This window comes from Streptomyces solicavernae (genome assembly GCF_029968095.1).
Taxonomy (GTDB): Bacteria; Actinomycetota; Actinomycetes; order Streptomycetales; family Streptomycetaceae; genus Streptomyces; species Streptomyces solicavernae.
The window spans coordinates 24293-46496 of the sequence record NZ_JASCIR010000017.1 but is presented as its reverse complement, the minus strand read 5'-3'; the positions used below and the strand labels follow the sequence as shown (position 1 = coordinate 46496).

14 protein-coding genes and 1 pseudogene are annotated in these 22204 nt (G+C 72.0%); 9 read left to right on the top strand and 6 right to left on the bottom strand.

The features are described from left to right. The first annotated feature begins 2 nt into the window (after positions 1 to 2). The 4 genes and pseudogenes from kdpA to QIS99_RS19945 form a co-directional block, all read left to right on the top strand. Positions 3 to 1667 (top strand): potassium-transporting ATPase subunit KdpA, encoded by a 1665-nt coding sequence (gene kdpA / locus QIS99_RS19960; RefSeq protein WP_282514915.1) that lies wholly within the window; start codon positions 3 to 5, stop codon positions 1665 to 1667. Positions 1668 to 1771: 104 nt separating this feature from the next. Further along, positions 1772 to 3877, top strand: coding sequence for a potassium-transporting ATPase subunit KdpB (kdpB, locus tag QIS99_RS19955; protein WP_282514995.1), 2106 nt, complete (start codon positions 1772 to 1774; stop codon positions 3875 to 3877). A 5-nt stretch (positions 3878 to 3882) separates the two neighbouring features. Further along, on the top strand, positions 3883 to 4557 hold the full coding sequence (locus QIS99_RS19950) for a potassium-transporting ATPase subunit C (RefSeq protein ID WP_282514914.1): 675 nt from the start codon (positions 3883 to 3885) through the stop codon (positions 4555 to 4557). Continuing rightward, positions 4554 to 6677 (top strand): annotated as a pseudogene (locus tag QIS99_RS19945) (DUF4118 domain-containing protein); the annotation flags it as partial. The gene QIS99_RS19950 and the pseudogene QIS99_RS19945, both read left to right, overlap by 4 nt. 155 nt (positions 6678 to 6832) lie before the next feature. Here the strand turns inward: QIS99_RS19945 and QIS99_RS19940 are convergent. Both QIS99_RS19940 and QIS99_RS19935 read right to left on the bottom strand, forming a co-directional pair. Next, on the bottom strand, positions 6833 to 8386 hold the full coding sequence (locus tag QIS99_RS19940; protein WP_282514913.1) for a glycoside hydrolase family 32 protein: 1554 nt from the start codon (positions 8384 to 8386) through the stop codon (positions 6833 to 6835). Positions 8387 to 8669: 283 nt separating this feature from the next. Beyond that, positions 8670 to 9677 carry a LacI family DNA-binding transcriptional regulator gene (locus QIS99_RS19935; protein WP_282514912.1) on the bottom strand — a complete coding sequence of 336 codons (1008 nt, stop codon included), beginning with the start codon at positions 9675 to 9677 and terminating at the stop codon, positions 8670 to 8672. 495 nt (positions 9678 to 10172) lie between these two features. Here QIS99_RS19935 and QIS99_RS19930 point away from each other — a divergent pair, with 495 nt between their 5' ends. Beyond that, positions 10173 to 11627, top strand: coding sequence for a sugar porter family MFS transporter (locus QIS99_RS19930; RefSeq protein ID WP_282514911.1), 1455 nt, complete (start codon positions 10173 to 10175; stop codon positions 11625 to 11627). 80 nt (positions 11628 to 11707) lie between these two features. Here the strand turns inward: QIS99_RS19930 and merB are convergent, their stop codons facing one another. After that, on the bottom strand, positions 11708 to 12439 hold the full coding sequence (merB, locus tag QIS99_RS19925) for an organomercurial lyase (protein ID WP_282514910.1): 732 nt from the start codon (positions 12437 to 12439) through the stop codon (positions 11708 to 11710). A 94-nt stretch (positions 12440 to 12533) separates the two neighbouring features. Here merB and QIS99_RS19920 point away from each other — a divergent pair, with 94 nt between their 5' ends. Continuing rightward, complete coding sequence (locus QIS99_RS19920; RefSeq protein ID WP_282514909.1) at positions 12534 to 13391, top strand: AraC family transcriptional regulator; 858 nt, start codon at positions 12534 to 12536, stop codon at positions 13389 to 13391. A 142-nt stretch (positions 13392 to 13533) separates the two neighbouring features. Here QIS99_RS19920 and QIS99_RS19915 read toward each other — a convergent pair whose 3' ends face one another. From QIS99_RS19915 to QIS99_RS19905, 3 genes are all read right to left on the bottom strand, one after another. Beyond that, entirely contained in the window at positions 13534 to 14433 is a 900-nt protein-coding gene (locus tag QIS99_RS19915; RefSeq protein WP_282514908.1) for a geranyl diphosphate 2-C-methyltransferase, read from the bottom strand. Between the two features lie 20 nt (positions 14434 to 14453). After that, positions 14454 to 15929 carry a family 2 encapsulin nanocompartment cargo protein terpene cyclase gene (locus tag QIS99_RS19910; RefSeq protein ID WP_282514907.1) on the bottom strand — a complete coding sequence of 492 codons (1476 nt, stop codon included), beginning with the start codon at positions 15927 to 15929 and terminating at the stop codon, positions 14454 to 14456. 156 nt (positions 15930 to 16085) lie between these two features. Further along, positions 16086 to 17498 carry a family 2B encapsulin nanocompartment shell protein gene (locus QIS99_RS19905; protein ID WP_282514906.1) on the bottom strand — a complete coding sequence of 471 codons (1413 nt, stop codon included), beginning with the start codon at positions 17496 to 17498 and terminating at the stop codon, positions 16086 to 16088. A gap of 297 nt (positions 17499 to 17795) precedes the next feature. Between QIS99_RS19905 and QIS99_RS19900 the strand changes: the two genes are divergently transcribed. The 3 genes from QIS99_RS19900 (at position 17796) to QIS99_RS19890 (ending at position 22151) form a co-directional block, all read left to right on the top strand. Further along, positions 17796 to 19367, top strand: a complete 1572-nt coding sequence (locus tag QIS99_RS19900) for a PucR family transcriptional regulator (RefSeq protein WP_282514905.1) — start codon at positions 17796 to 17798, stop codon at positions 19365 to 19367. 278 nt (positions 19368 to 19645) lie between these two features. Beyond that, positions 19646 to 21610, top strand: a complete 1965-nt coding sequence (locus tag QIS99_RS19895; RefSeq protein ID WP_282514904.1) for an oxidoreductase — start codon at positions 19646 to 19648, stop codon at positions 21608 to 21610. Between the two features lie 40 nt (positions 21611 to 21650). After that, entirely contained in the window at positions 21651 to 22151 is a 501-nt protein-coding gene (locus QIS99_RS19890) for a hypothetical protein (protein ID WP_282514903.1), read from the top strand. The last annotated feature ends 53 nt before the right edge of the window (positions 22152 to 22204 follow it).

Genomic DNA, 22204 nt, shown 5'->3' with positions numbered 1-22204 from the left:
ACATGAGTCCCGAAATTGCTGGTGTGCTCCAACTGCTCGCGCTCATAGCGGCGTTGGGGCTCGCCTACCGCCCCCTCGGCGACCACATGGCCAGGGTCTACTCCGCCGACCGGCACCTGCGGGCCGAGCGGTGGATCTACCGGGCCGTCGGCGTCGACCCGAACGCCGAGATGCGCTGGCCCGCCTACCTGCGCGGTGTCCTCGCCTTCTCCGCCGTCGGCGTACTGTTCCTCTACCTGCTGCAGCGGCTGCAGGGCTCCCTGCCCGGCTCGCTCGGCTTCGCGTCGATCGACCCGGACCAGGCGTTCAACACCGCCGCGTCCTTCGTCGCCAACACCAACTGGCAGTCGTACTACGGCGAACAGGCCATGGGGCACGTCGTGCAGACCGGTGGCCTCGCGGTGCAGAACTTCGTGTCGGCGGCCGTCGGCATGGCGGTCGCGGTGGCGCTCGTACGCGGCTTCGCCCGGACCCCGGCCGGTGAACTCGGGAACTTCTGGGCCGACTTGGTGCGGGGCGTCGTACGGATCCTCGTCCCCATGGCGGTGCTCGGCGCGCTCGTCCTCGTCGCCTGCGGGGCGGTCCAGAACTTCGCAGGCATCCACGAAGTCGGCCAGTTCATGGGTGGTACGCAGCAGTGGAACGGCGGGGCGGTGGCCTCGCAGGAGGTCATCAAGGAGCTGGGCACCAACGGCGGCGGCTACTTCAACGCCAACTCGGCCCACCCCTTCGAGAACCCGAGCCCGTTCTCCAACCTCTTCGAGGTCTTTCTGATCCTCGTCATTCCGTTCTCGCTGACCCGCACGTTCGGCCGCATGGTGGGCTCCCTCAAGCAGGGCTACGCGATCCTCGGCACGATGGCCGTCATCTGGATCGGTTTCACCGCCCTGATGATGTGGACCGAATTCGCGGGCAGGGGACCGGCGTTCGAGGCCGCGGGCGGCGCCATGGAGGGCAAGGAGACCCGCTTCGGTATCGGCGGCTCCGCGCTGTTCTCGGTGGCGACCACCCTCACGTCCACGGGCGCCGTGAACTCCTTCCACTCCTCCTTCACCGGCTTCGGCGGCGGCATCCAGCTGCTCGGCATGCAGTTGGGCGAGATCGCGCCCGGCGGGGTCGGCTCCGGCCTCTACGGCATGCTGATCATGGCGATCGTGGCCGTCTTCATCGCCGGACTGATGGTCGGTCGTACGCCGGAGTACCTCGGCAAGAAGATCGGCACCCGCGAGATCAAGTTCGCCGCCTGCTACATCCTGGTCACCCCGGCCCTCGTGCTCGGCTTCACCGCCGCAGCCATGGCCCTGGACACCCCGGCCGACTCGATGACCAACTCGGGCGCACACGGCTTCTCCGAGATCCTGTACGCGTACACCTCGGGCGCCAACAACAACGGCTCGGCCTTCGCCGGACTCAACGCCGACACGCAGTGGTTCAACAGCACCATCGGCATCGCGATGCTGCTCGGCCGCTTCCTGCCCATGGTGTTCGTCCTTGCCCTCGCGGGCTCACTCGCCGAGCAGAACCCGGTCCCGGCGACCGCGGGCACGCTGCGTACCGAAAAGCCCCTGTTCACCGGCCTCCTCGCCGGCACCCTCCTGATCGTCACCGGGCTGACCTACTTCCCCGCCCTGGCCCTCGGCCCGCTCGCGGAAGGACTGGCGGCATGACCACCCCCACCAACACCACCCCCACCAACACCACCCCCACCAACACCATCGAGCAGCACGACAAGCAGCACGCCAAGCAGTACGACTCGACGGAGCAGGAGGCCATGTCCACTACCACCCCGGCCCGGGCCCCGCACAGCGATGTGCCCACCGGCCACCAGCAGGACGCAGGCAAGGTGGGGGCGGGGCTGTTCGACCCCAGGCAGCTGGGCAAGTCCCTGCCGGACGCGTTCCGCAAGCTGGACCCGCGCGTCATGGTCAAGTCGCCGGTCATGTTCGTGGTCCTGATCGGCTCGGTGGGCACCACCGCGCTCGCGGTCAAGAACCCCGGTGACTGGTTCGGCTGGGCCATCACCGCCTGGCTCTGGCTCACCACACTCTTCGCGAACCTCGCGGAGGCAGTGGCGGAGGGCCGAGGCAAGGCCCAGGCCGACACCCTGCGCCAGGCCAGGACCGACACCGTCGCCCGCCGGGTGACCGGCGCCGACGAGGAGCGGGTGCCGGGCACCGAGCTGCGCATCGGCGACCTGGTGGTGTGCGAGGCGGGCGACATCATTCCCGGTGACGGTGATGTCATCGAGGGAGTGGCCTCGGTCGACGAGTCGGCCATCACCGGTGAATCGGCCCCGGTCATCCGGGAGTCCGGCGGCGACCGCAGCGCGGTCACGGGCGGGACGAAGGTGCTCTCCGACCGGATCGTCGTCAGGATCACGACAAAGCCGGGGGAGACGTTCATCGACCGCATGATCAGCCTGGTCGAGGGCGCCGCCCGGCAGAAGACCCCCAACGAGATCGCGCTCAACATCCTGCTCGCGTCCCTCACGATCGTCTTCCTGCTCGCCGTGGTGACGCTGAAGCCGTTCGCGGTCTACGCCGGTGCCGACGGACAGACCTCGCTCGTCGTCCTCACCGCACTGCTCGTGTGCCTGATCCCGACCACGATCGGTGCGCTGCTCTCCGCGATCGGCATCGCGGGCATGGACCGCCTGGTCCAGCGCAACGTCCTGGCCATGTCCGGTCGGGCGGTCGAAGCCGCCGGTGACGTATCGACCCTGCTCCTGGACAAGACCGGAACCATCACCCTCGGCAACCGCCAGGCCGCCGAGTTCGTCCCGGTCCCGGGCACCGCGGCCGCCGAGCTCGCGGACGCGGCACAGCTCTCCTCGCTCGCGGACGAGACTCCCGAGGGCCGCTCCGTGGTCGTACTCGCGAAGGAGAAGTACGGGCTGCGCGAGCGCCGGCAGGGCGAGCTGGACCACGCGAGCTGGATCGGCTTCACCGCGCAGACCCGCATGTCGGGCGTCGACGTGGACGGCCGCAAGGTCCGCAAGGGCGCGACCGGTTCGGTCGTCACCTGGGTCACCGAGCGCGGCGGCAGCGTCTCTCCGGAAGCACAGCAGCTCACCGACACCATCGCGCAGGCAGGCGGTACGCCGCTGCTCGTCGCCGTGGACGACGCCGACGGGGCACGAGTGCTGGGCGTCATCCACCTCAAGGACGTCGTCAAGGACGGCATGCGCGAGCGGTTCACCGAGCTGCGCCGCATGGGCATCAGGACCGTCATGATCACGGGCGACAACCCGCTGACCGCGAAGGCCATCGCCGAGGAGGCGGGTGTCGACGACTTCCTCGCGGAGGCCACGCCCGAGGACAAGATGGCCCTGATCAAGCGCGAGCAGGCGGGCGGCAGGCTGGTCGCGATGACCGGCGACGGCACGAACGACGCCCCCGCGCTCGCGCAGGCGGACGTCGGTGTCGCGATGAACACCGGTACGTCGGCCGCGAAAGAGGCCGGCAACATGGTCGACCTCGACTCCAACCCGACGAAGCTGATCGAGATCGTCGAGATCGGCAAGCAACTCCTCATCACCCGTGGGGCGTTGACCACCTTCTCGATCGCCAACGACGTGGCGAAGTACTTCGCGATCATCCCGGCGATGTTCGCGGTGGCCTACCCGTCGCTCGACAAGCTCAACATCATGGGCCTGTCCTCGCCCCAGTCCGCGATCCTCGCCGCGGTGATCTTCAACGCGCTGATCATCGTCGCCCTGGTGCCCCTCGCCCTGAAGGGCGTCCGGTACCGGCCGACGAGCGCCGACCGGATGCTCCGCCGCAACCTCGGCATCTACGGCCTCGGCGGCCTGGTCGCGCCGTTCCTCGGCATCAAGCTCATCGACCTCGTCATCTCCACGATTCCCGGGATCGGCTGACCGTCATGAACAACTCCGTAGGAAACACCGCCAGACTGCTCGGCGCCGGCCTGCGCGCCCTGCTCGTCCTCACCGCGCTCTGCGGCGTCCTCTACCCGCTCGCGGTCACCGGCGTCGCCCAGACGTTGTTCCACGACAAGGCCAACGGCTCCGAGATCACCGACTCCACGGGCCGCGTCGTCGGCTCCCGGCTCATCGGCCAGCGCTACGACCTGCCGCTGAAGGAGGGCCAGGAGACCCCGGACCCGGACCTCAGATGGTTCCAGCCGCGCCCCTCCAACGGCCTGGGCGAGAACAGCGCCAACACGCAGTACGACCTGATCCTCTCCGGCGCCACCAACCGCGCCGGCGACAACGCGGAACTCCTCCAGTGGGTCAAGGAAGCGAAGGCCGCCGTGGTGAAGGACAACTCCACCGCCGACTTCAAGGTCAACCCCTCCGACGTACCCGCCGACGCGGTCACCTCCTCCGGCTCCGGCCTCGACCCGCACATCTCCCCCCGCTACGCCGAACTCCAGGTCCACCGCATCGCGGACCGGAACCACCTGGACGTCCGGCAGGTCCGGAAGCTGGTCGACGCGCACACCGAGGGACGCACCCTCGGCTTCCTGGGCGAGCCGCGCGTCAACGTGCTCCAGCTCAACGTCGCCCTCGCCGAACTGGCGGCGAAGAGCCGATGAGTACCGGCACTCCCGGCGGACCTGCGGAATCCTCCGTACGAGGCGGACGCCGCGGCAGGTTCAGGATCTACCTCGGTGCGGCGCCGGGCGTCGGCAAGACCTACGCGATGCTGTCCGAGGGGCACCGCCGCGTGCGGCGCGGCACGGACTGCGTGGTCGCCTTCGTGGCCACGCACGACCGGCCGCACACCGTGGCGCTGCTGCCCGGCCTGGAACACATCGCGCGCACCGAAGTGGAGTACCGGGGCGCGGTCTTCACAGAGATGGACGTGGACGCCGTACTGGCGCGCAGGCCCGCGGTCGCCCTGGTCGACGAGCTTGCGCACACCAACGTCCCCGGCTCCCGCAACGCCAAACGCCGGCAGGACGTCGAGGAGCTGCTCGCCGCCGGTATCGACGTCGTCTCGACGCTCAACATCCAGCACCTCGAATCGCTGGGCGACGTCGTCGAGTCGATCACCGGGATACGGCAGCGGGAGACCGTTCCGGACGAACTCGTACGCCGTGCGGACCAGATCGAACTCGTCGACATGGCACCGCAGGCGCTGCGCCGCCGGATGGCCCACGGCAACATCTACAAGCCCGACAAGGTCGACGCGGCCCTGTCCCACTACTTCCGGCCCGGAAACCTCACCGCCCTGCGGGAGTTGGCGCTGCTCTGGACCGCCGACCGGGCCGACGCGTACCTCAACGCGTACCGCTCCCAGCACGGCGCCGCGGAGATCGGGGGATCCCGCGAGCGCGTCGTCGTGGGCCTCACCGGTGGCCCGGAGGGCCGTACGCTCATCCGCCGCGCGGCCCGGCTCGCCGAGAAGGGCGCCGGGGGTGAGCTGCTCGCCGTGTACGTCGCCCGCAGCGACGGCCTGACCGCAGCGTCGCCCGGGGAACTCGTCGGCCAGCGCACCCTGACCGACGACCTCGGCGGCACCTTCCACCACGTCATCGGCGACGACGTCCCCACGGCACTCCTGGAGTTCGCGCGCGGCGCCAACGCCACCCAGATCGTCCTGGGCGTCTCCCGCCGCAAGCCCTGGCAGTACGCGTTGGGGCCCGGCGTCGGCGCGACCGTGGCCCGGGACTCGGGCCCCGACCTCGACGTCCACCTGGTCACCCACGACGCCATCGGCCAGGGCCGCGCCCTGCCGGCGGCCCGTTCGACGCAGCTCGGCAAGGGCCGGGTGCTCGCCGGCCGGCTGACCGGCGTCGCCGGCCCGGCGCTGCTCACCCTGCTGCTCACCGGCGTGCTGCCCGATGCGGGTCCCGCCAACGACGTGCTGCTGTTCCTCGGCCTGACGGTCGGCGCCGCCCTGCTCGGCGGCCGGTGGCCGGGCCTCGGGTGCGCGGTGCTGAGCTCCCTGCTGGTCAACCGGTACTTCGCCCCGCCCGGGCACACGCTGACCGTCTCGGACCCGCAGTCCGTCGTGGCCATCGCCCTTGCCGTCGCCGTCTTCGTGGGCGTCGCCGTCGCGGTCGCCTCGGTCGTCGACCGGGCCGCCCGCCGCACTCAGCAGGCGGCCCGGCTGCGCGCCGAGTCCGAGATCCTCTCCTTCCTCGCCGGCAGCGTGCTGCGCGGCGAGACCAGCCTCGACGCCCTCCTCGAACGCGTCCGCGCGACGTTCACCATGGAGTCCGCCGCCCTCCTGGAACGCGCCGGCGACGTCGGCAGGGACGCCCCCGCCCTCCCGTGGACGTGCACGGCCCACTTCGGGGGCGGCGAGCCGCCCGCCCGGCCCGAGGACGCCGATGTGGACGTGCCCGTCGGCGACGACCTGTCCCTGGCGCTCACCGGCAGGGTGCTCCCCGCAGAGGACCGCCGAGTCCTCGCCGCCTTCGCCGCCCAGGCAGCCGTGGTCCTCGACCGCCGACGCCTGCAGGACCAGGCCGAACAGGCCGCCCGCACCCTGGCCGTGGACCACCGCATCCGCACCGCGCTGCTCGCCGCCGTCTCGCACGACCTGCGGACGCCGCTCGCCGGGATCAAGGCGGCCGTGTCCTCGCTGCGTTCGGACGACGTGGCGTGGTCCGAGCAGGACCGGGCGGAACTCCTCGAAGGCATCGAGGACGGCGCCGACCGCCTCGACCACCTGGTCGGCAACCTCCTGATCCTCGAACCCTTTCAGGGCGCACGGGACGGTGGACCAGAACGTCGCACGCGGGCCGCACGCGAGCCGCCTGCCGCCGACTGAGACAGCGGCAGGCGGCAGGCAGCACGAGTCAGGCGGCAGGCGGCAGGCACCAGGCAGCACGAGTCAGGCGGCAGGCGGCAGGCGGGGGCTCAGTGGCCGGGCCGGGCCGGGCGGAGGGAACGGGCCGTGAGGGTTTCGATGCGGAGTGCGCCGCCGCGGGCGTACGTGCGCAGGCCGCACGCGTCCGGGTCCGGGAAGATCTGGTCCGTCAGACAGACCGTGCCCCCGGCCGCGTACACCTCGACGGACGAGGCGTCCACCAGCACCCGCAGGTCGAGCCCGCCGTCCGGCAGGGCGACGGGAGCCCGGTGCACGCCCGGGAACTCGGCGGCGAAACCGACGGCCCCCGAGCTCCTGCGGTCGATGTACAGCTCGCCCGCCACGGTGTCGTACCCGATGCGGGTGTACGCGCCCCCGCCGGACCGCACGTCGACGCCGAAGTCGGACGTGGCCGGGGAACCGGGGGCGAGCACGGCCTGCAGCTCGTACAACTGGCCGGTGTCGGCGAGGAGTCGGCGGGTGCCCTCGGGCGCCGTCTCACCGGTCAGGGACAGCAGCCTGCGCGTACGGTGCGACTCCAGCTCGCGCACCGGGCGCTGCCTCAACCGGCCGTCCCTCAGGGTGAGTTCGCGGGGGAAGCCCATGGCCCCGCGCCACGGAGAGGTGGGGACGCGGTCGGCGTACAGCCAGTTGTTCATCCAGGGCACGAAGACCCGGCGGCCGTCGGGCGCGTCGTTGTACGTGATGCCCGCGTAGCAGTCGGCGCCCCAGTCGACCCAGCGGGTGCCCTGCCCGGCGTCGGGCGTGAACGCGGTGCCGTCGAACGTACCGGTGAAGTACTGCGTGGCCGAACCACCGGCCGGGCCACCGGGGTTGAGGCTCACCAGCAGCACCCAGCGGTCGCCGAGCGGAAACAGGTTGGGGCACTCCCAGATGCCACCGGTCGCGCCGAGCGGCCCGAAGTCGCTGAGGCGGCGCCAGGACTTGAGGTCGTCGGAGGCGTAGAAGCGGATCTTGTACTCGGTGGGCAGCGCCAGGGCCATCACCCAGCGGCCGCTGTCCGCGTGCCAGAACACGCTCGGGTCGCGGAAGTCCCGCGCACCGATGTCGAGGACGGGGTTGCCCGCGTACTTGGTCCAGGTCTCCCCGGCGTCCGTGCTGTAGGCCAGGGACTGGCGCTGCAGGCCGGAGTCGTCCTTGAGGGTGCTGGTGTAGACGGCGACGAGCGGGGGCCGGTCGGCGGAGCCGAGGCCGCTCGTGTTGCGCTCGTCGTACACCACGGACCCGGAGAAGATCATCTCCTGGTCGTCGTGCGCGATGGCGACCGGCCGCTCCTCCCACTGCACCAGGTCCGAACTGACGGCGTGGCCCCAGGACATGTTGCCCCAGACGTCGCCCTCGGGGTTGTACTGGAAGAACAGGTGCCAGCGGCCCTCGTGGAAGATCAGGCCGTTGGGGTCGTTGGTCCAGTTCCTGGCGGGGGAGAAGTGCAGCCGGGGGCGGTAGGTCTCGGCGCGCAGGCCGGAGGCGTCACGTACCGCGGGGGCCGCGGCGGCGGTGGTGCAGAGGAAGGGCGTCGTCGCCGCGGCGGCCGACAGACCGAGGGCGGACGACAGGACGGAACGGCGGCTGGGGAACGGCATGAGTCTCTCCACATCGAGGAGTAGCGAGTGGTCGCGCGTGACGGATCAGCTCCACCGCACCGGGCCGTTCCCGATCGACCGGGCGTGCGGGGGCTGGAGAAACAGGTTGGAGAAAGGCGCGGAGGTCCGGGGCCGCCAGCCGACGAGCGGGCCCGATCACCGCCCCGTCACGAAAAACCATCCGACGTGGTTACGTCAACCCCCCTCGCAAGAAAGGAAAGTTCACCGCCGACAGCGCGCGCCTCACGCCACGACAGCGCGCCTCACGCCACGACACCGCGCCTCACGCCACAGGGGCGCAGCCGCAGGACGCGCGGTGCACGAAGGTCGGCTCAAGGAGAACCGTCCTGCGCTCCCCGTCCGGGTCCGCGATCCGCTCGATGAGCAGCTCCACGGCCTGCCGCCCGGTCTCCCGTACGGGCTGGGCGATCGCCGTCGGCGAGGGGTGCATCAGGTCGGCCCACTCGAAGTCGTCGAAGGCGCACAGCGCCACGTCCGAGGGGACCTTGCGGCCGAGCCGGGCCAGGGCCCGCAGCACGCCGAGGGTCATCTGGTTGTTGCCGGACACCAGGGCGGTGGGCGCGTCCTCGCCGCTCATCAGGCGCTCGGTGGCGAGCTCCGCCGGGTACGCCTGGGAGTCGCCGACCACGACCAGGTCCGGGGAGGCCGCCAGGCCCTTGCGCTCCATGCCGCGCCGCCAGCCCCGCTGCCGCTCACCGCTGGTGCGCAGGCTGCGCCGCCCGGCGACCAGGCCGATCCGGGTGTGGCCGAGGTCGGCGAGGTGGTCGACGAGCCGTGCGGTGGCCTCGACGTTGGCGGTCGCCACCTGGTCGAAGGCCGGGGAGGCGCAGCGGTCGATCAGTACGGTCGGCAGGCCCGCGTTCTTCACGAAGCGCAGGGCGGCGCCGCGCGGCCCCGCCGAGGTGGCGAGCAGCAGGCCGTCCACACGCCGCTCGTGCAGCATCTTGACGACGCTCAGCTCCTCGGCCGGGTCGTCGTGGGTGTCGGCCATCAGCAGCGTGTAGCCGGAGGCCCGGGTCGCCGCGTCCACGGCCGACACCAGCTCCGCGAAGTGGAAGTTCCCGACGGCGGAGACGGCCAGGCCCAGGGTCAGGGTGCTCGACGTCTTCAGGGAGCGGGCGACGGTGTTGTGCGTGTAGCCCGTCGAGCGGACCGCCTCCAGGACCAGGTCGCGGGTCTCGTCCTTCACGTACCGGGTGCCGTTGATGACGTGCGAGACGGTCGAGACGGAGACGCCGGCCCTGCGGGCGACGTCGGCCATCTTCGCCATGAGCAGCTCCTCGGCTCGGTCGGGGGTGCCGGTGCGCGCGGGGGTACGCGGGCACGGCTGTGCGGGTTCGGCTGTACGGATACGGCTGTGCGGACACGGCTGTGCGGTTGCGGCCGCGCGGTACGGCCGTGTGTTACCGGATCGTACGACAGGCTTTCTGAGAAAACGATTGCGCAAACGGTTGCGCGTAGCGTTCGCTGCCGTCACGATGCTGCATCGGGGCCGGTCGCTTCCCGACCGGACGTCCACGGCACCCGAAGACGCGTGCCGCCGCGGACGCTCGTGACCGCCCCGGAGCCGCGCAGCATGCCCATGTTCCGCAGCAGCGGCAGCAGTTGCGGTCCGTCGCCCCGCCCAGCCGACCCGTGCGGGGCGCCGGACCGCAACGGTGCACGCTGCCCGGATTCCGCGTCGCCCCGTCGCACGGCCTCCTCCGAGCGCCGTGCACTCCGGCCTGCCTACGCCCGACTTCCCTGTCACACCAGGAGCCGCCCCATGCCGCAGACCCCCGCCACCTCCGCCACCTCCGACACCTCCGCAACCCCCGCCACCTCCGCAACCCTCGCCGCCACCGCCGTCGACGGCGGCGCGCCGCCGGGTTCTCCTCCGTTGAGTTCCGCCGCCCGGCGCTCCCTCCTCGGCGCGTCCGCGGTCGCCGCGCTCGGCGGTTTCCTCTTCGGGTACGACACCGGGATCATCTCCTCGGCCCTGCTGTTCATCGCGCCGGAGTTCGCCCTCTCCGACGGGATGCAGCAGGTCACCGTCGCCTCCCTGCTGCTCGGCGCCATCGTCGGCGTCCTGGGTGCGGGCGCCGTCACCGACGCGGCGGGCCGACGGCGCACGCTGCTCGTAGGAGCCGCCGTCTTCGGGGTCGGCGCGGTCGCCTCCGCCGCGGCGCCCGGCGTCGAGGTCCTGATCGCCGCCCGGGTCCTGCTCGGCCTGGCGATCGGCACCGCCTCGCTGACCGTGCCCGCGTACATCGCGGAGATCGCCCCGGCGGAGTCCCGCGGCCGACTTGTCTCCCTCAACCAACTCATGATCACGGTCGGCATCTTCGTCTCGTACCTCGTCGGCTATCTCTTCGACGACGCGGACGGCTGGCGGTGGATGCTGGGGCTCGGACTGCTGCCCGCCCTCGCCATGTTCCTCGGCGTGCTGCGGCTCGCGGAGAGCCCGCGCTGGCTCCTCCAGCGCGGTCGCCGTGAGGAGGCGCGCGTGGCGCTGCTGCGCACCCGTACCCCCGAGGCCGCCGACGCGGAGCTCGCCGAGATCGAGGCGCTGTCCGCGGCCGAGACCCGGACCAGCTACCGCGATCTGCTCCGTCCCGCGATGCGGCCCGCCGTCCTGCTCGGCGTGGTCGTCGCCGCCACCAACCAGCTCGTCGGCGTCAACGCGGTCATCTACTACGCGCCCACCATGCTCAAGCAGGCCGGTTTCGGCAGCTCCGCCGCGATCCTCTCCTCGCTCGGCATCGGCCTGGTCAACATGTGCCTGACGTTCGTGGCGCTGCTCCTCGTCGACCGGGTCGGCCGCCGCCCGCTGCTGCTCGGAGGCACCTCGGTCGTGGTCCTCGCCCTGGTGTACCTCGGCGCGCTCTACCTGCTGGGGGACGACGGGCGCCCCGTCTCGGGCGGACTCCTGGTGGCCGGACTGTGCCTGTACATCGCGGCGTTCGCGCCCAGCCTCGGCCTGGCGATCTGGCTCATCAACAGCGAGATCTTCCCGACCGCCGTCCGCGGCAAGGCCAGCTCCTTCGGCAACGTCACCCACTGGGGCCTCGACTTCGCCATCTCCCTCACCGTCCTGACCACCATCAACGCCCTCACACCCACCGGCCTGTTCTGGATCTTCGGCCTCTTCGGCCTCCTCGGCGTCGCCTACCTCCACCGCAGGCTCCCGGAGACGAAGGGCCGCAGCCTGGAGGACATCTCCGCGTCACTGCGGGGCTGAGGGCCCGGCGGCGCTCACGGGACCCGGCGGAGCTCACGGAACCCGGCGGCTGCCCGCTCACTGGCTCACTGGCTCAGCCATCAGTCGGGCAGCCCCCAGAACGAGCCGTGCAGGCCGACTTCCGCGAAGTAGGCACTGGCGGCGGCGGGGTCCCGGCGGGTGTAGCCCGGCTCCAGGCGTCCGGTGTACCAGTCGCGGGCGAAGCGCCACAGGGTGGCCAGGTCCATGACGTACCCGCGCTGCTGCCCCGACTTCTGCAGCCAGGCGTCGACGCATCCGGTGGCGCAGAACAGGCGCTGGTTGCCGCAGGTGTGCACGACGTCGTCCCAGGCCCGGTGCATGGGGGTGAGGAAGTGGGCCACCTGGTCGCCCGCGGGGGGTGCGTCCCGGCCGACCACCCAGGCGTGCGGGGTGTCGCAGGCCGGGCAGCGGGTGGCGACCAGGACGTCCGGCTCGTCCCTGAGCAGGTGGGGCAGCGCGAACGAGTCCCAGGCGCAGCCGCCCCACCACAGGGTGTGCGCCCCCATGACGGAGAAGCCGAGCGGCACGGAGGCGAAGGGGTGCGCCATCACGATGCGGCCGTCGTCCTGCGGGTCCAGAACCACGTCATGGCTGTCGTGCAGGGTGCGCAGTTCCCGGCGCACCTGGTCGGGGGCGAGTCCGGTGCGGGCGGCGAGTGCCGGCACGCCCGGCGCCTGTCCGGTGTTCGCGTACCCGTGGTACACGGCCAGCCGGACCCGCTCCGTCGCGGCAATAGCTGTGGGTGCCGTGGGTGCCGTGGGTGTTGCTGCTGCTGGGGTGGGATCGGTCATCGCTGTGGTTTCCTTCGCTGATCGGGGCGCTGGTGTCCAGGGTGCGTCCCGGCGGTCCACGGATGCTTGAACGCTCGTGCGGCACAATCGGGGCATGACACCCTCCGAGGAACGCGCCGCCTACTGGCGGGTTCCCGGGCTCGCCCTTGAGGCCATGGACGCCCGCTTCGAGCGCTACGCCTATCCGATGCACGCCCACGACACGTACTCCTTCGGAGTCACCGACGACGGCGCGCAGTCGTTCGTGTGCCGAGGGGGCCGGCACGTCAGCGCCTCCGGGCTGGTGATGGCGTTCAATCCGGACGACCCGCACGACGGACAGTCGGCCGTCCAGGACGGCTACCGCTACCGCATGCTGCACCTCGGCGAAGATCTCGTCCGGGAGGTTCTCGACGACGCGGCTTCCGGCCGTACGGGCCTGCCGCTGTTCGACACCCCGGTCCTGGACGACCCGGCTCTGGCCCGCACCGTGGCCCGTCTCCACGGCGCGGTTGCCGGGAACGCGGCCCGGCTGGCCGTCGAGGAACGGCTCACCGCGGCCCTGCTGGCGCTGACCCGCTGCGCCGCCACACGGCCGGCCCCGCTGCCGGACGGGCAGCCGGGCCGGGTGGACCGGGCCGCCCTGGCTCGGGCCCGAAGCCTGCTGCGGCAGCGCTTCGCCGAGAACATCGGTGCCGACGCACTGGCCAGGGCGGCCGGATGCAGCCGCTTCACGCTGTATCGGGGCTTTCGCGCGGTGTACGGCTTCGCCCCGAGTGACTACCAGCGCGACCTGCGGTTGCGCCGCGCCCGTGCACTGCTGGCCGAGGGCACGGCGCCGGCCTCCGCGGCCGCCGAGGCGGGCTTCGCGGACCAGGCGCATCTCACCCGGTGGTTCACCCGCACCTACGGCGTCACCCCGGCCGCCTACCTCGCGGCGCAGTACGGGAGAGCCGACGGCCGCCGAGCGTGAGGCGGAAGCCCCCGCGTTCGGGCGAGCCCGCCGAGGCAAGAGGGGCGCCGGGAGCCGTAACGGCCCCGGGCGCCCTGTCGTTGTGCCTGCCGGTCCGGTCAGACTGTGCCTGCCGGTCCGGTCACTGTGCCTGCCGGTCCGGTCAGACGCGGTCCGCGGCGATCAGCACGTACTGGAAAGAACCGTCCCTGTACGCGTTGATGAACGCCTCCTCGATGCCCGTGACCAGGGACGACGTGGCCCGCAGCTCCCAGTAGGGGAGGGTGTCCGGGGTGAGGTCCACGACGGCCTGCGGGACGAGGCGGTTGTCGGCCATCGCGCGCAGGTACTCGCGGCGCGAGTGGATGTTGCACTCGAAGTGCGCGTTGATCTGCGAGACCCACTTCGAGGGCTGGCCGTACCGCGGGTTCCAGCAGCCCGTGATCGTCACATAGCGGCCGCCGACCTCCAGGATCCGGGAGTGCTCGGCGAACAGGTCGTGCAGGTCGACGTACATCGTCGACTCGTTGTTCCACGAGGCGGCGGCCCGGCCCGTCTCGAACGGTGTCGCCAGCATGTTGCAGACCCGGGCGCGGACGTGGTCCTCGATGCCGAGTTCCCGGGCCCTGTTGTTCGCGAAGTCGGCCTGCTTGGCGGAGAGCGTGACGCCCTCGACCTTGGCGCCGAACCGCTGGTGCGCCATGACCATCGAGCCGCCGCGGCCGCAGCCGGCGTCCACCAGGGTGTCGTCACGGCCGAGGTCGCCGAGGTGCCCGAGGAGCAGCTCCGCCTGCGCCGACTCAAGCCGGTGGAGCTCGGCGATCAGCTTCTTCTCGCTCTCGCTGTCCTCGGGGGTGCCGAGGGCGGCGTGGTCGACCGCGCCGATGCCGTAGTGGTGGTGGTAGAGACCGTCGACATCGCCGAGCCGCAGGTTCACCGGACGCGCCTCCCCGTCCCAGTAGCGGGCGATGTCCCCCTGGTAGGGCGTCGCCGGGCCCGGGATGTGCGGAGCGTCGGTGGCGGTGGCGGTGAGTTCGGTACTGCTCGTCACAGATGTGTCCATTTCTCTTACGGGACGGTCGCCTACCAGAAGTCGGGCAGGCTGTAGCGGTAGGTGTTGGTCTGGTGCCAGTGGTGGTTGCCGTCGACCCAGGCGGCCACACCGCGGAGGAACCGCAGCACACTCGGCACCGGGCAGGCCGCCGCGAGGGACGCGGCCTCGCTCTCGAAGGCCTGCATGAGCTCGTTGTGGACCTCGACCGACTTCAGGTAGGCGTCCCGGTCGGAGAGGCCCTCGCGTTCGGAGATCACGACGGGCAGGTTCAAGTGCCGCCCGGGCGCCGCGAGTTCCTTCATGTACGAGTACAGGTCGTTGACGATGGTCGTCGCGTTCCCCGCCAGCGCGATGACCCGCTGCATCGCCGCCTGCGCGTGCAGGTCCGCGGGCAGTTCGTAGCCGCCTACGGTGTCGGTGATGGTCGGGCAGGGCCGGAAGTTGTTGAACTGACGCATCGCCAGATACGCCCACACCTCCGGGATCTCCTCCTCCTGCGCCCAGGCCGCCTCCGCGAGGTACCCCAGGTGCAGCCGCGCCATGTCGTGCCGGTACCGGTCGGCCTGGGAGGGGCTGCTCGCCCGTACGAAGTACTCCATCGCGGAGCGGTACGCGCGCCGGGGCGCGTCCGCCTGCAGCGACTCGACCCACTGCGGCTCGTACTCCCGTGTCGTGCAGAGCGGATCGAGCGCGGTGTGCGCGAGCAGTAGGCGTCCGCCGAGGCCGACCGGCGAACCGCCGTGGTCCTCGCAGTAGCAGTCGTCCACCGCGTTCTCGGCCACCATCAGGCGGGTGGCGATCATCAGGTGGTCGACGGTGGGCGCGTCCGGATGGCAGGCCACCATGTAGCGGCCCACGGAGAAGCCGTCGAACTCCTCCTCCCAGTCGTCCGGATAGAGGGAGACCTCGTCCATCGCCCAGGACTTGATCCGCCGGCTGACCTCCTCGACCCGCGCCGGATCGGGCTCGGCGATCGGGTGGAAGTACAGCCCCGGGACGGGCGTGCCCTCCGCCGCCGGTCCCGCACCGGGCGGCGCCTCGACGGCCCGCGGTTCGACGGCCCGCGGCCGCAGGCGCAGCCCCGCCGTCCCCAGGCCGTTCGGCCCCCCGAGCACCCGCGCGAGCCCGGCAGCCTGGGCGGGCGCAGCGGCGGGCGGAACGTCGAGGACTGGTCGTACGGGGATGGGGGCTGGGGCGGAGGCGGAGGCGGGGACGGGCACGGAATCGGAGACGGGGACTTGAGGTCGTCCGGGCGGCGAGGGCGGCGAGGGCGGCGAGGGCGGCGAGGGCGGCGAGGGCGGTCCGGGCAACGAGGGTGTGGCGGGCAACGGAGGGGAGGCGGGCAACGAAGGCGTGGCGGGCAGCGAGGGTGTGGCGGGCGGGCCGCCGGTGGCGGCCTTGATGTCGTGGGCGCGGGCCGCCGCGTCGGCGAGGACATGCGCCCCGAAGTGCGCAGCGGCAGCCGGCAGGCCCGACTGCGGGGGTGTCGGCTCAGGCGCGGGCATCCGTAGCTCCTTGGTGAAATGGGCGGGCTGCCCGAGGCCTTCGGGCGCGCCTGCCGGCGGCCTCCGGGCGGGAGACCCGGGACCTTCGGGCGACAGGCGGGTGCGGCCAGTCCGGAGGTCCCGGACCGGCGGACCACGCCCCCGGGACCGGGGCCGCTACCTGGGCCAGTGGCCGATCTGCACGTTCTCCAGGACGCCCACGGCGTCCGGCACGAGGATCGCCGCCGAGTAGTACGTACTGACCAGGTAGGAGGTGATGGCCTGCTCGCTGATGCCCATGAAGCGCACCGACAGACCCGGCTCGTACTCGTCCGGCAGACCGGTCTGCCGCAGCCCGATGACGCCCTGGTTGTCCTCGCCCGTACGCATGCACAGGATGGAGCTGGTCCGCTCCTTGGTGATGGGAATCTTGTTGCAGGGCAGGATCGGCACGCCCCGCCACGCCGGGACCTGCTGGCCGCCGAGGTCCACGTGGTCCGGGTACAGCCCGCGCGCGTTGAAACCGCGCCCGATCGCCGCGATCGTCCTCGGGTGCGCCAGGAAGAACCTGGAGCCCCTGCGGCGGCTGAGCAGTTCGTCCAGGTCGTCCGGGGAGGGCGGCCCGGAGTGCGTCTGGAAGCGCTGCTTGAAGTCGGCGTTGTGGAGCAGGCCGAACTCCCTGTTGTTGATCAGCTCGTGCTCCTGGCGCTCGCGCAACGCCTCGATGGTGAGCCGGAGTTGCTCCTCCGTCTGGTTCATCGGATGGTTGTAGAGGTCGGCCACCCTCGTGTGCACCTTCAGCACGGTCTGGGCGACCGAGAGTTCGTACTCGCGCGGCTTCAGCTCGTAGTCGACGAACGCGCCGGGCAGCTCGTACTCGCCGATGTGGCCGGCCGACATGGCGATCTCCGCCTCGCCGCGGTGGTTCTGCGGCCGCTCGGCGCGGGACCTGAACTCGTCCAGATGCGCCCGGAGTTGGGGCGCGTTGGACAGGACGTTCGCGAAGTCGGCGCGGGACAGGGTGAGGAGCGTGCCCGCCGTCTCGGCGATCGCGGTGTGCTCCCACCGGGCGTCGTCGTCCAGGAGGGCGTGCTCGCCGAAGCGGTCGCCGTCGGCGAGCACGTCGAGGGCGACCTCGTCGTCGTAGCTGCCCTCGGAGGTCTGGCTGATGCGGCCGTGCGCGATGAGGTGGAGCTGGTCGGCGGGGGCGCCGCGGACCACCAGGGTCTCGCCGCTGCCGAAGTCCCGCTGGACGCACCGGTCGGCGATGGCCGTGAGCACGTCCACGTCGTCGAAGCCGCGCAGCAGGTTCAGTTCGCCGAGCTCGCGGGGGATCACCCGGACGTCGGCGCCGTCCTGCACGAACTCCACCCGCCCGTCGCCGACGGTGTAGCTGAGCCGGCGGTTCACCCGGTAGGCGCCGCCCTTCGTCTCCACCCAGGGCAGCATGCGCAGCAGCCAGCGGGAGGTGATCTCCTGCATCTGCGGCGCGGACTTGGTCGTGGTCGCCAGGTTACGGGCGGCCGCCGTGCCCAGGCTGGTCTGCCGCGGCGGTTCGAGGCGCGTTTCCGGGCTCGATTCGACAGTCATCGGGATGAACTCTCCTTGTTCCGGGCGGAGTCGGGCGCATCGGGAACGCTAGTCACGGAGCCGCCCGCCCAGCCATGGAAAGCCGCGTACATTAACTCGATGCGATGATCATGCTCGCTCGACGTTTGCCCAGGGTCCGGCGATATTGAGCCGCGTTCCAGAGTCGTGCTCCGGTGCGGGGGAGCCGCACCCGAGGCTCTACGGAGCCGCAGCGGCCGGGTTCAACTGGCCGATCAGCTGCGGTAAGTTCACGCCGAGGCGAAGATCATGGCTGTACGTGACCGAAGGAATCCGGTAATGGCGCACTCTGCGGACGCGGCGACGCGGGGCGCGGCTCCGGCGCCGGACGGGACGTTGCCCCGTGGCGCCCCGGCGACCCGCTCCGCCGAGCACCTCACCGTGGGCGACCTCGCGAGGATGGAGCAGTTCGACTGCCGGGTCCTCGCCGGGACCGGCGGGCTGAACCGGCCGGTGGTGTGGGCGCACTCCTGCGAGCTGGCGGACCCCTGGCGCTGGCTCGGGGCCGACGAACTCCTGATGACCGTCGGCATCTGCGTCCCGCGCGGAGCCAAGGCACAGCGCCGCCTGATCACCGGGCTGCACGCGGCCGAACTCGCGGGCCTGGCCATCGGCGACGACCTCAAGGCGCCGCCGCTGACCCGGTCGATGCTGGACGCCGCCGACGAACTCGGCTTCCCCGTCCTCCTCGTGGGCCACACCACCCCGTTCGCGGCGATCGGGCGGACCGTGGCCATGGCGAGTCAGAGCGAACAGGTACGGCGCCTCGTGCGGGTCAGCCGCCTGTACGAGCCCGCCCGCACGGCCGCCTTCCGCGACGGTTCCCTGCTCGATCGCCTCTCTGCCGAGCTGGGCCACCGGCTGCACGTCCTCGACATGGCCCTGGGCAGCGAGGTGTTCCGGCAGCAGCACCCGCTCGACCCCGCCGTCACCGCCCGCCTCCGCGAGGAGACCGCGGACCAGCTCGCCCGGCTCCCCGCCCGGCTCTGCGTCACCGGAACCGAAGAGGTACGGGCCACCGCGCTCGCCCTGTCCACGCACCGGCCGTGCATGCTCGTCGCCGAAGGCCCCGGGGAACTGGACGCCGACGGGTTCCTGCTGCTGCACGTGCAGAGCCTGGTGTCGGTGGAGGTCGAGCGCGCGGCCCGGGAACGCGCCGCCCGGGACGACGCCGGGGCCGAGCTGTGGGACCGCCTGGTCGACGGCGGGCTCGGCGACGAGGCGGGCAACCTCGCGCTCGACGGCTTCGGCCTCGTCGGGGCCCGTACCGCCCTGGGGGTCCCGGCCGAGTCCCGGACCGTCGCCGCCGCGCTGCTCGGGGACGCGGAGGTGCCCGCGGTGCTGGGGAAGGTCCGGGGCGAGGCCGCGGTGCTGCTCGTCGAGTCCCGCCGCGCGGCCGAGGTCGTCGCACTGCTCCGGGAGCGGATCCCGGCGATCGGGGTGTCCGCGAGCGGGTCCGCGGTGGGCCAACTGCCCGACACCGCAAGGCAGGCCCGCTGGGCCCTGCAGGCCGCCGTCGCCTCCGGCGGGGGAGTGGCCGACTACGAGACCGCCGCGCCGATCCTGCTGCCGCGCACCGTGGCCGACGCGGAGCACGCGACGCGTACGGTCCTCGGGCCGCTGCTCGACCACGACCGGCAGCACGGCACCGAACTGTTGCACACCCTGGAGACGTTCCTCGGCAGCGACCGCAGCTGGCGGGACGCGTCCGAGGCGCTGCGCATCCACCGGCAGACCCTCGGATACCGGCTGCGCAAGGTCGAGGCGATCACCGGCCGCAGCCTGCGCGGCACCGGTGACGTGGCGGTCCTGTGGATGGCGCTGCTGGCACGGCGGATCACGGAACTCTGACGGTACGGCTCCGCCGCGGCGGCCACGGAACCCGCACCGCACCCCCGCTGACGCCGAACGCCGAACGCCGAACACCCGGGCATTCGCCGAACGCCGAACACCCGGGCATTCGCCGAACGCCGAACGCCGAACACCGAACACCGAACGCCCAGGCGTTCATACGCGGGTATGAACACACGCCCCAGATTGCGTCGGCAGGCGCATGTCGTGCCGGGGCGGCACCCCCCACGCTGAAGGCCGTTTCGCCCAGGCAGACGACGACAGGAGGCCGATCCGCCATGCTCACCCGGCTCTTCACCCCGCTCGACATCGGGCCCGCCAGGCTCCGCAACCGGATCGTGTCCACCGGGCACGACACGGTGATGGCGCAGGACGGCAAGGTCACCGACCGGCTCGTCGCCTACCACCGGGCCCGCGCCCGTGGCGGGGCCGGACTCATCGTGCTCCAGGTCGGCGGCGTGCACGGCAGCGCCCGCTACACCTCGCACGCGCTGATGGCCGACACCGACGCCTGCGTCGAGGGGTACGGCAGGCTCGCCGAGGCCGGGCACGCGCACGGCGCCACCGTCTTCGCGCAGCTCTTCCACGGCGGCGCCGAGGTGATGGACGCCGAGGACGGCTCGCTCGGGGTGTCCTACTCCGCCTCGGCCGTGCCGACCGAACGCTTCCGGGTGTTCCCGCGCGCCATGCCGTACGCCCTGGTCCGCGAGGTGGTCGACGGGTTCGCCGCCGCCGCGCTCCGGCTGAGGGCGGCGGGCCTGGACGGCGTGGAGATCGTCGCCTCGCACGGCTACCTGCCCGCCCAGTTCCTCAACCCCGCCACCAACCGGCGCACCGACGCCTATGGCGGGTCCTGGCAGAACCGGCTGCGCTTCCTGCGTGAAGTGCTCGAAGCGACCGGTGAGGCGGTACGCGGCCACCTCGCGGTGGGCCTGCGGATCAGCATCGGCGAGGCGTACGACCGGGGCCTGAGCGAGGACGAGGCGCTGCGGGCGGTCACCGAACTCGACGCGGCGGGACTCCTCGACTACGTCTCCGTCACCACCGGCACCTCCGCCACCCTCGCCGGATCCGACCACATCGTGCCGCCCATGACCAGGGACTCGTTGTGCACCACGGCCCAGTCGCGACGCGTGAAGCAGGCGGTGTCCGTGCCGGTGATCGTCGCCGGGCGCGTCAACCAGCCGCAGGACGCCGAGCTGCTCCTCGAACGCGGCGACGCCGACGCGGCCGGCATGACCCGGGCCCTGATCTGCGACCCGGAGCTGCCCGCGTACGCACAGCGCGGCGACCTCGTCGGCATCCGGGCCTGCATCGGCTGCAACCAGGCCTGCATCGGCCACTTCCACTCCGGCCACCCGATCTCCTGCATCCAGCGCCCCGAGACCGGCCGCGAGGAGGTCTACGGCCTGCTCACCCCGGCCCGCCGCGCCCGTGAGGTACTGGTCGCGGGCGCCGGACCCGCCGGTCTGAAGGCCGCGGTGGTGGCGGCGCAGCGCGGGCACCGGGTCACGGTGTACGACGCGGGCCGCCGCCCCGGCGGTCAGGTGCTGCTCGCCCAACAGCTCCCCGGCCGGGCCGAGTTCGGCGGCGCGGTGACCAACCTCCTGGAGGAGGCGCGGCGGGCGTCGGTGCAGATCAAGAGCGGCGTCACCGTGGACGCGTCCCTCGTACGGCAACAGGCGCCCGACGCCGTCGTGGTGGCGACCGGCGCCCGCCCCCACCGGCCCGAACTGGACGCCGCGGAAGCGGTGGTCCGGGACGCCTGGGAGGTCATCGCGGGCGCCCGACTGCCCAGAGGGCGCGTACTCGTCGCGGACTGGCGCGGCGACTGGACCGCGATCGGCGTGGCGGTCCTCCTCGCCGAACGCGGCCACCGGGTCGTCCTCGCCACGACCGGATACCAGGCGGGCGAGAGCCTGCAGCAGTACACCCGCGACGAACTCCTGCGCCAACTCCTGAGCCACAAGGTGGAGATCGTCCCCCTGACCCGGCTCTACGGGGCCGACGCCGACACCGTCTACCTCCAGCACGTCCTGACCGACGAACCGGTGCTGGTGGAGGGCGTGGCCTCGGTCGTCCTCGCGCTCGGGCACGCGCCCGTGACCGGGCTCGCCGAGGAGATCGAGGCGGCCCTGCCCGAGGCGCAACGCCCCGAACTCCACCTGATCGGCGACTGCTTGTCGCCCCGCACGGTCGAGGAGGCGGTCCTCGAAGGGATGCGCCTGGGCCACGCCCTCTGACCGCGACGAACACGTCTCTCTGCGCAGCGCGTTCATCGCCATGGGCACGGTTGGCGTGCTGTATCTGTTCCTCACGTTCGGGGCATTCACCATCAATCTGTTCAACCCGGACATCAGGCCGTCGGAGGTCGCGTTCATCTGGGCCGCGCAGCATGTGCTGGCGCCGGTGCTCGGGGTGATGGTCGTCACCGGCATCGTGGCCGCGGGCCTCTCCTCCGCCTCCTCGTTCCTCGCCCTGATCCTGGGGGTGACCGTGGCGTCCCTGCTGACGGACGTCGCCGGCGCGCACTTGCCGGTCTGGGCCGACCCGGTGTTCATCGGGCTGCTGCTCAGCACCGCGGCGACCTGGACCGCCGACCGCGGCGCCGAGCCGACCCCGGAGGCCCGCGCCTTCCGCGGCCGCCTCCTCACCACCCCCGCCACGGACCGCGACCCGCGCAAACTCAACGGCACCCGCCGCATCGCCACCGGCACGACCGCAGCGTTCGCCGCCGCGGGCCTGGCGCTGCTGGTCCTGTACGGGATTCCGGCGGCGTTCTGACCAGGGCCTGTCCCGCGAAGATCCGCCGGACAGGCCCTAAGGCGCAGGCAAAG